We start from the raw sequence: 9,205 nt of genomic DNA, 5'->3' as shown, positions 1-9,205 counted from the left end.
GCCCCGCGGGGCCGGCGCCGACCACCGCGACCTCGGCCCGCGCGCCCCCGGCTTGCGCCGTCATGGCCGCTCCCGTCATCGGTCGGCTCCTTCGTACGTGGCAGGCGTCGTCTCCAGCCGCATACCGTCGGCCGCGGGCACCTGGCAGGCGCGCTGGTCGCGGTGGCCGTCCACGGTGATCAGGCAGTCGAAGCAGACGCCGATCCCGCAGAACAGGCCGCGCGGTCGGCCCTCGACCCGGGTCGACCGCCAGGCGACGATGCCCGCCGCCATCAGGGCGGAGCCGACGCTCCGGCCCTCGCGCGCCGGGACCGGCCGGCCGTCGAGGAACACGGTGCAGGGCGCCGCGAGGTCGTCAGCGTGAGGGGGCACGGGGTTCCTCCTGCGGTTCCTCGGTGGGCGGGCTCGTGTCGAAGCGCTCCGGGGCGAAGGGCGCGAGGTCCAGCGGTACGGCCTGACCGGTCATCGCACCGACGAGCAGGCTGGCCGTACCCGCCGACAGACCGATCCCTGCGCCCTCGTGCCCGCAGGCGTGCCACAGCCCCGGAGCCCGCGGGTCGGGCCCGATCACCGGCACGTGGTCGGGGCAGTAGGGGCGGAAGCCGACGTAGGAGCGCAGCGCCGGGACCGAGGCCAGGAACGGGAAGAGCGCGATGGCCTTGCGGGCCAGCGCCGCGGGGACGCCGGGGGAGAGTCGCCGGTCGAAGCCGACGCGTTCGCGCGAGGAGCCGATCAGGACGGTGCCCGCGCGGGTGCCCTCCACCACGGGCGAGGTCTGGAGGGCGGCGTCACCGCTGGCCACATCGGCGACGTACTCGGCGGCGTAGACCTTGTGCCGGATGACGAGGGGGAGCGGCCGGGTGACCAGGACGGCGCCGCGCCGGGGGAGCACCGGCACCCGTACTCCGGCCAGCGCTGCCACGTCGCCCGCCCACGGTCCCGCCGCGTTGAGCACGGCCGGGGCGTGCACGGGACCGCGGTCGGTGTCGACGCCGGTGATCCGTTCCCCGGCCTTGCGGAAACCGGTGACCTCCGTGCCGGTCCTGACCCGCGCGCCCGCCTCACGGGCCAGGCGCAGCAGGTGCGCGACGACGAGCACGGGCTGCACCTGGGCGTCCTGCGGGTAGAACGCGCCGGAGACCAGCGCCCGTGACAGCAGCGGTTCGTAGCCGGGCAGTTCGTCGCCGGACACCTCGACCGCCTCGACGCCGAGGGTGCGCTGATGCCGGACGAGCGCGGCCAGGGTCCCCGAACCCTCCGCGGTGGCCGCCACGACCAGACCGCCCTTCGGTTCGTACTCCCACAGGCCGGCGTGCTCCGCGAGGTCCTCACGCCACACGCGCAGCGAGAGCAGGGCCAGATCGAGTTCGGGGCCTGGCTCCTTGTCGGAGACCAGCAGATTGCCCTCGCCCGCGCTGGAGGTGCCGCCCGCCAGCGGACCGCGGTCCAGGACCGTGACGTCGAGACCGGCGCGCGCCGCGAAGTACGCGGCGGCGGCCCCGATCACGCCCGCGCCGATGACGACGAGGTCCGCGGTGTCGGACGCCGTTGCCGGGCGCGGCGCCGTTCGCGACGCGGGCGGGTGCGGTGTGCGCATGGCGGCCTTCCCGGTCGGAGGTCAGGGGTGGGGCGTGGGGTCTACCGGCAGGTGTGGACGCGGGGTCCCCAGGCAGGGAACTACAGGAGGAATCCCGCGGGAAAGGGGTCGTCGGGGTCGAGCATGTACTGGGCGGTACCGGTGATCCATGCCCGCCCGGTGACGGTCGGTACCACCGCGGGGACGCCGCCCACCTCGGTCTCCTCCACCAGACGGCCGACGAAGCGGGTGCCGATGAACGACTCGTTCACGAAGTCGGTGTCCAGCGGAAGCTCCCCGCGGGCGTGCAACTGCGCCATCCGCGCGCTGGTCCCCGTACCGCACGGGGAGCGGTCGAACCAGCCGGGGTGGATGGCCATGGCGTGCCGGGAGTGGCGGGCGGTGGAGCCGGGCGCGGTGAGATAGACGTGGTGGCAGCCGCGGATGTCAGGGCGCTCGGGATGGACCGGCTCGTCAGCCTCGTTGATCGCCGCCATGACGGCCAGGCCCGCCTCCAGCAGCCGTCCGCCCTCCTGCCGGTCGAAGGGCAGGCCGATCCGCTCCAGGTCGACGACGGCGTAGAAGTTGCCGCCGAAGGCGAGGTCGTAGCCCACCTCGCCGAGGCCGGGCACGGTGACGGTCCGGTCCAGCGCGTGCGCGTAGGAGGCGACATTGCGCAGCGTCACCGACCTGGCGGCGCCGTCCTCGACCGCCACCTCCACGGTGACCAGCCCCGCCGGGGTGTCCAGCCGGATCACGGTGACCGGTTCGCGGACCTCCACCATGCCGGTCTCGACCAGCACGGTCGCCACCCCGATGGTGCCGTGGCCGCACATGGGCAGTACCCCGGACACCTCGATGAACAGCACACCCCAGTCGGCGTCGGGCCGGGTCGGGGGCTGGAGGATCGCACCGCTCATCGCGGCGTGCCCGCGCGGCTCGTACATCAGCAGGGTGCGCAGGTCGTCCTTGTTGGCCATGAACCACGTACGGCGCTCGGCCATGGTGCTGCCCGGCAGGACGCCCACGCCGCCGGTGATCACTCGGGTCGGCATGCCCTCGGTGTGGGAGTCGACGGCGTGGAAGACGCGCCGCGCCCTCATCGGTAGCCCTCAGCCACCGCGGCCTTCGTCAGCTCGGTGATCCGCGCGGCGACATCGTCGGGCAGCGGACCGCGCGGCGGACGGCAGGGGCCGCCGTACCGTCCGGCCACGTCCATGGACAGCTTGATGGCCTGGACGAATTCCGTCTTGGAGTCCCAGCGCAGCAGCGCGTGCAGCGAGCGGTAGAGGGCGATTCCGGCCGGTACGTCGGCGGGGTCGTCCGACGTGATCAGACGGAACATCTCGACGGTGGTGGCCGGGAACGCGTTGGTGTAGCCCGCGATCCAGCCGACCGCGCCCGCGAGCCCCAGTTCAAGCACCATGTCGTCGGCGCCGACGATCAGGTCCAGGCCCGGCGCCGACTCGGCCAGCAGATAGCCGCGGCGCGGATCGCCGCTGAACTCCTTGACCGCCACGATCAGATTCTCGGCGTGCAGTTCGGCGAGCAGGTCGGGGGTGAGGTCGACCTTGGTGTCGATGGGGTTGTTGTACGCGACCACGGGCAGCCCGACCCGCGCGGCCTCGCGGTAGTGGGCGACGACGTCGGAGCGCGAGGCCCGGTAGGAGTTGGGCGGCAGCAGCAGGACGGAGGCGGCGCCGGCCTCCGCCGCCCGCTCGATCCACCCGCAGACCTCCCGCGACCCGTACGCGGCCACACCGGGCATCACCCCGAACCCCTCGGGGGCCGCCTCGATCGCGGTCCGCATCACCCGGGTCCGCTCGTCGATTCCGAGGGTCTGGTACTCGCCGAGCGAACCGTTGGGGCACACGCCGCGGCAGCCGCCGTCGGCCAGGAACCGGACGTGCTCGCCGTACGCGTCGAGGTCGACCGAACCGTCGTGGCGGAACGGGAGCGCGGTGGCGACGTAGACCCCGTGCCAGGGTTGCGCCTGGGTGTCGGACATGCGGTTCTCCTCACGGGAAGGGCGGATGCGCCGCCTCGGCGGTGCGAGGACGACGGGGGCGCCGCGGACCGGCCGCCGGGACCGCGGGCGCCGCGCTGTCACAGTAGCTGTGCAATGGCACTGATGCCAGACCCCGACGGATCTTCGGGCGAACAGCACATGGACGTGCGGCTTTGCCCTTTTCGTACCCGGCTCGCGGGTCCGTGGATATCATTGCGTCACACAATGAAACCTCATTGACTCTCTGCCCCGTCGCTCCCGCGCCCCGACCGGCTGTCATCCTGACCCCGGACAGGCGATGCGTCGGCCGGGCGGCGGGGCGCGGGAGAGCCGAAGGGCGGGGCACGTGAGCGGTGGGCAGAGCGCCGACGGCCGGGAGACGCAGCGGGACCGGGTGCGCAACGAACTGCGCGCCGCCGTGGTCTCCGGGGACCTGATCCCGGGCGCGGTCTACTCCGCTCCCAGTCTGGCGGCGCGCTTCGGCGTGTCCTCCACCCCGGTGCGGGAGGCCATGCTCGACCTGGTCAAGGAGGGGCTCGCGGTGGCCCAGCCCAACAAGGGCTTCCGGATCACGGAGGTCTCCGACCAGGACCTGGACCAGATCACCGCGGTCCGTCTGCTGATCGAACCGCCCGCCGTACGCGCCGTCGTCCCGCTGGTCCCGGCCGCCGACCTGCCCCTGCTGCGCACGCTCGCCGAGCACATCGTCGTCGCCGCGCGCGCCGGTGACCTGGTCGGATACGTCGAGGCCGACCGGATCTTCCACCTCACGCTGCTGGGCTACACCGGAAACCAGCACCTGGTGAACGTCGTCGCGGGTCTGCGCGCCCGGACCCGGTTGCTGGGCCTCGCGCCGCTGCTCGCCGACGGCAGCCTCGTCGAGTCGGCGATGGAGCACCACCAGCTCACGGACTTCGTGGAGTACGGCGACGCGGTGGGCGCCGAACTGATGATGCACCGGCACATCGGGCATGTCCGGGGGCTCTGGGCGGCGCGCTGACGTCCCTTCCGTCCGCGTAACACAGGTTTTACCGGGCGGATCGGACGAAATTTTCTCCTCGCCGCGGCGGCGCTCCGCGCGGGCTCGGCCCGGTGCCGCCGGGGGAGTCAACTCGCAGGTGGCGGGCGGGTGTTGAGCGCCGGGTCGACGAGTTCCCGGCCCGCTCGCGAGCCCGGTCGGATGGCTTGAACGGTGCTCTGTGCGTCGTCGCCGATTCAAGAACTTCGTGATCGACCGTTGACCGCACCCTTGTCGCTCACTTAGCGTCCTGCTCACCCCAGTGGAAGCCAAGTTCCAATGAATGGAAGTTCAGGTGAACGCTGTGAACCCGGACGATCCGTCGGCTCTCGACGCCCGATTGACCAATGTCAGCAAGACCTATCCCGGCGGCGAGACCGCGGTGACCAGCATGAACCTCGGTGTCAGGCGCGGTGAGTTCTTCTCGCTCCTGGGACCGTCGGGATGCGGCAAGTCCACCACACTGCGCATACTCGCCGGTCTCGAACAGCCCACGGAAGGCACTGTCGCCATCGCGGGCAAGGACATGACCGGAGTGCCGCCCAACAAGCGGCCGACCAACCTGATCTTCCAGAGACTGGCGCTCTTCCCGCACCTCACCGTGGCCGAAAACATCGCCTTCGGTCCGAAGATCCGCCGCCAGTCACGGGCGGAGATCCGGTCGACCGTCAGCGACATGCTGGACCTGGTCGACCTCGCGGGTTACGCCAACCGCAAGCCCGCCCAGTTGTCCGGCGGCCAGCAGCAGCGGGTGGCGATCGCCCGCGCCCTGGCCAACAAGCCCGCCGTGCTGCTGCTCGACGAACCCCTGGGCGCGCTGGACCTGCGGCTGCGGGTGCAGATGCAGCGCGCCCTGAAGCAGATCCAGCAGGAGTCAGGGACCACCTTCGTCTTCGTCACCCACGACCAGACCGAGGCGTTCACCATCTCCGACCGGATCGCCCTGATGAACCAGGGCCGTGTCGAGCAGGTCGGCCGGCCCGACGAGCTCTACGACCGCCCCGCCACCGAATTCGTCGCCACGTTCCTCGGCGACACCAACATCATCCGCGGCGCGGTCGACGACCGGGTGCTGCGCGCGGACGGCTTCACCTGCCGCACGCCGGGGCCCGGCACGGCGCTGTCGGTCCGGCCTGAGGCCATCGCCATGCGGCCCCGGCTGACCAGCGGCTTCGACAACCTCTTCACGGCCCGCGTCACGGACCTGACCTTCCAGGGAGCGAGCATCCGCTTCCAGGTGGCCGTGGCCGACTCCAGGCAGGAACTGGTCGTACAACTCCCCGCCAAGGACGCACGGGGGATCGCCACGGGGGACGAGGTCGAGATCGGCTGGCCGTCCGACGCCGCCGTCATGCTCGGCGCCGGCGCCTAGGACTCCTCCGCGCGACAGGCCGCGGGGCCTGTCCGCACCACAGTCCTGGCCGAGCGCGGGCCCACCACCACAAGTGCTGTGACCACCCAGGGAGAGACCATGCACAGCAACACGGGCAGATCGAACGGGGACAAGGCGGCGGCGGCCGGAGCCGCGTCGCCCGCAGGGGAAGGCACCGGCCGTACCCCGGTGTCGCGGCGCTCGCTGCTGACCGGCGGCGGCGCGGTGGCGGCCGGACTGTTCCTGGCCGCCTGCGCCTCGAACAAGCAGCCCGGTACGTCGGCGAGTTCGGGCGCGGGCAAGGGCGCGGGCAAGAAGCTCACCATCACCATGACCCCCTTCGCGGGCGCCGATCTCGGCCTGATGCCCAGGGAGTTCGCCAAGGAGTACCAGGACAAGCACCCCAACGTACAGATCAAGATCGACGACACGCTCAACCTCGCCAAGCAGACCGCCGCCTACCAGGCGAACCCGCACAAGCCCCTGAACAACCTGGTCTTCTCCAACGGCGGCGCGACGGCCACCGGCAAGGCCACCGGTATGTACCTCAAGCTGGACTACAGCAAGATCCCCAACACCTCACAACTGCACGCCCAGTTCGTCGAGCGCGACCACTGCGGTGTGGTGTTCGGGGCCGACCAGATGGGTCTGGTCTACAACACCAAGACCTATCCCAAGGGCTTCACGTCCTGGACGGACCTGTGGTCGCCCGACCAGCGCGGAAAGCTCTGTTTCTTCACCATCCCCTGGTGGGCCATCGGCATGGCCGCCAAGCTCAACGGCGGCGGCTGGGACAACATGGACCCCGGTTTCACGCTGTGGATCGAGCACGCCAAGAACATCCGCACGATCGTGACGGCCAACCCCCAGTTCCTCAACGTGCTCTCCACCAGCGAGGCCCCGCTGACCTCGCACTACCTGGGCACCTCGACGGCCTGGCACGCCCAGGGCGCGCCGCTGGGCTTCAGCCGTCCCACCGAGGGCGCCTTCTTCGACCCGGTCGGCGTCAACATCAACTCCGGTTCCTCCGACGACCAGCTCGAGGTCTGCTACGACATCGTCAACGAGATGCTCCAGCCCAAGTGGAACCAGCGCTGGGTGGACACCTCGGTCGAGATCCCCGCCTCCAGCACCTCGAAGCTGACCCCGAAGCTCCAGGCCATCCCGGCCATCGCCGCCGGCCCCGACCAGAAGTTCGTGGACGTCGACTGGGACACCGTCGGCAAGAACATGGCCGCCTGGACCGCGCGGTGGAACGAGGAAGTCGTCTCCAAGATCTGACGGCCCAGACCTTACGGCCCAGTTCCTACGGCTCAGTTCTGACGGCCCAGCTCTTACGGCTCAGCCCCGACGACGTCCACCCACGACCGGAAGGACCTGCACGATGGCGGACAACCCTCCAGGCGGCATACGAGAAGCCGCCCCGGTGAGCGGGGCGGCGACGGCCACGGCGGAGCGCCCGGCCCCGGGAAGGCCGGGACCCCGCCGAGGACAGCCCAAAGCCTTCACCGGCAAGGGCCGCGACCGGCGCACCGCACTGCTGCTGCTCGCGCCCAGCATCGTGCTGCTGCTCGCGGTGTTCGCCTTCGCCATGGAGTCGCTCGTCGAGTACTCCCTCCAGAAGTACCAGCCCGGTGGCGTCAACACCACCAACACCCTGGCCACGTGGACGAAGGTCCTCACCAGCTCCTACTACTGGTCGGTGATCTGGCAGACCGTACTCGTCGGTCTGCTGGTCACCGCGATCACCGCGGTCGTCGGCTACCTGACCGCCCTGGCACTGCACCACACCAAACGGACCGGCTGGCGCAACGCCGGGTACGCGGTGGTCTTCTCCTCGCTGGTCTTCTCCGGCATCGCCAGCGTCTACGCCTGGCAACTGCTGCTCGGCCAGGAGGGTTTCCTCAACTCCGCGCTCGGCCTGTTCGGCATCGGCCCCGTCCACCTGCTCTACGAGCGCAGCGCCGTCGTCATCGCCCTCGTGCACACCCTGCTGCCGCTGATGGTCCTGCCGATCAGCAGCACCTTCCGGCAGATCGACGGCACCCTCGCCGACGCGGCCGACGACTTCGGCGCCTCCCGCTGGCGCACCTTCCGCTCGATCACCCTGCCGCTGAGCGCGCCGGGCCTGATCGCCGGATGCCAGCTCACCTTCGCCCTGACCATCTCCAGCTTCACCGCCCCCAGCCTCCTCGGCGGCGGGCGGGTCGCGACCCTGTCCACCAGCATCTACTCCCTGGTCGGCACCACGGACTATCCGGGCGCCTCCGTCTGCGCCCTGGTGCTGCTGATCCTGGCCCTGGTCTCCACCGGAGCGTTCGTCCTCCTTCAGCGCCGGTTCGCCGAGGCCGACCAGGGCGGAGTCACCATCAGCCCCTCGCCGCCCCGCGGCATCCGCGGACTCGGCGTGTGGATGGCCGTGCTGTACGCCTTCCAGCTCGTGCCCGCCGCGATCGTCGTGATCAGTTCGCTGTCGTCGGTCTCCTACGGGGTATGGCCGCCGCCCGGCTTCTCCACCCGCTGGTACACCAACCTCTACCACCAGGACGGCGTCATGGACGCCTTCGTCGGCAGCCTGTGGATCGGGGCGCTGGTCGCCGTGCTCGCCGTCCTGCTCGGCTCCGCCGGCGCGGTCGCCCTGGTGCGCTACCGCTTCCGGGGCAGCGGCATGGTCCAGTCGGCGCTCTTCTCACCCGTCGTGGTGCCCAAGATCGCCTTCGGCTTCGCCGTGTTCATGCTGCTCGCACGGGCGGGCCTGCCCTCCGGCCGGTGGGCGGTGGTCCTCGCCCACACCGTGGCGACCGTGCCGTTCGTGATCGTGCTGCTGTCCGCGGCCCTGACCCGCGCCGACCGCACCCTGGACTACGCGGCGATCGACCTCGGCGCCTCGCCGCTGCGCGCCTTCCTGCGCACGACGCTGCCGCAGATCGCGCCCGCCCTGCTGATCAGCGGAGTCTTCGCCTTCCTGGTCAGCTTCAACGAGATCGACCTCTCGATCTTCCTGCTCACCTCCGACCAGCAGACCCTGCCGGTGTGGATGTACGGCTACCTCAACAACTACCAGGACCCGACCCCCGCGGCCCTGTCCACGATCATGACCGCGCTGTCGGTGCTCGTCGTCGGACTCGGCGCCCTGCTCCTGCGCGTCGTCCAGCGCGGCCGACGCCTGGAGCTGTGACCGACCGCCACCACCGCATCGGGCACGGCGCACCCGCGTCCGCGTACCCGCAC

At 71.0% G+C, this 9,205-nt stretch carries 8 protein-coding genes; 4 read left to right on the top strand and 4 right to left on the bottom strand.

All coding sequences use genetic code 11. From position 1 onward, the window contains the following. Window positions 1-75: 75 nt before the first annotated feature. The 4 genes from BGM09_RS29285 to BGM09_RS29270 form a co-directional block, all read right to left on the bottom strand. Window positions 76-372: a (2Fe-2S)-binding protein gene (locus BGM09_RS29285; RefSeq protein ID WP_188284733.1), complete on the bottom strand. Its 297-nt coding sequence runs from the start codon at window positions 370-372 to the stop codon at window positions 76-78. Then, window positions 356-1,597 carry an NAD(P)/FAD-dependent oxidoreductase gene (locus BGM09_RS29280; protein ID WP_188284732.1) on the bottom strand — a complete coding sequence of 414 codons (1,242 nt, stop codon included), beginning with the start codon at window positions 1,595-1,597 and terminating at the stop codon, window positions 356-358. The genes BGM09_RS29285 and BGM09_RS29280 overlap by 17 nt, the downstream gene beginning before the upstream one ends. A gap of 80 nt (window positions 1,598-1,677) precedes the next feature. Then, the gene (locus BGM09_RS29275; RefSeq protein ID WP_188284731.1) at window positions 1,678-2,679 is read right to left on the bottom strand and encodes a proline racemase family protein; all 1,002 of its coding nucleotides are present in this window, start codon (window positions 2,677-2,679) and stop codon (window positions 1,678-1,680) included. Continuing rightward, window positions 2,676-3,584 carry a dihydrodipicolinate synthase family protein gene (locus BGM09_RS29270; RefSeq protein ID WP_188284730.1) on the bottom strand — a complete coding sequence of 303 codons (909 nt, stop codon included), beginning with the start codon at window positions 3,582-3,584 and terminating at the stop codon, window positions 2,676-2,678. Before BGM09_RS29270 ends, BGM09_RS29275 begins: the two co-directional genes overlap by 4 nt. Before the next feature lie 346 nt (window positions 3,585-3,930). On the opposite strand from BGM09_RS29270, the gene BGM09_RS29265 reads away from it, so the two are divergent. The 4 genes from BGM09_RS29265 to BGM09_RS29250 all read left to right on the top strand — a co-directional run bounded on the left by BGM09_RS29265 (window position 3,931) and on the right by BGM09_RS29250 (window position 9,152). Next, window positions 3,931-4,584: a GntR family transcriptional regulator gene (locus BGM09_RS29265; RefSeq protein WP_317452940.1), complete on the top strand. Its 654-nt coding sequence runs from the start codon at window positions 3,931-3,933 to the stop codon at window positions 4,582-4,584. A 313-nt stretch (window positions 4,585-4,897) separates the two neighbouring features. Continuing rightward, complete coding sequence (locus BGM09_RS29260; RefSeq protein WP_317452939.1) at window positions 4,898-5,974, top strand: ABC transporter ATP-binding protein; 1,077 nt, start codon at window positions 4,898-4,900, stop codon at window positions 5,972-5,974. A 99-nt stretch (window positions 5,975-6,073) separates the two neighbouring features. Then, window positions 6,074-7,255: a PotD/PotF family extracellular solute-binding protein gene (locus tag BGM09_RS29255; protein WP_188284727.1), complete on the top strand. Its 1,182-nt coding sequence runs from the start codon at window positions 6,074-6,076 to the stop codon at window positions 7,253-7,255. Between the two features lie 103 nt (window positions 7,256-7,358). Beyond that, complete coding sequence (locus tag BGM09_RS29250) at window positions 7,359-9,152, top strand: ABC transporter permease (protein WP_188284726.1); 1,794 nt, start codon at window positions 7,359-7,361, stop codon at window positions 9,150-9,152. The last annotated feature ends 53 nt before the right edge of the window (window positions 9,153-9,205 follow it).

This window comes from Streptomyces sp. CBMA29 (assembly GCF_014596445.1).
Taxonomy (GTDB): Bacteria; Actinomycetota; Actinomycetes; order Streptomycetales; family Streptomycetaceae; genus Actinacidiphila.
This window is presented reverse-complemented; position numbering and strand designations above follow the sequence as displayed.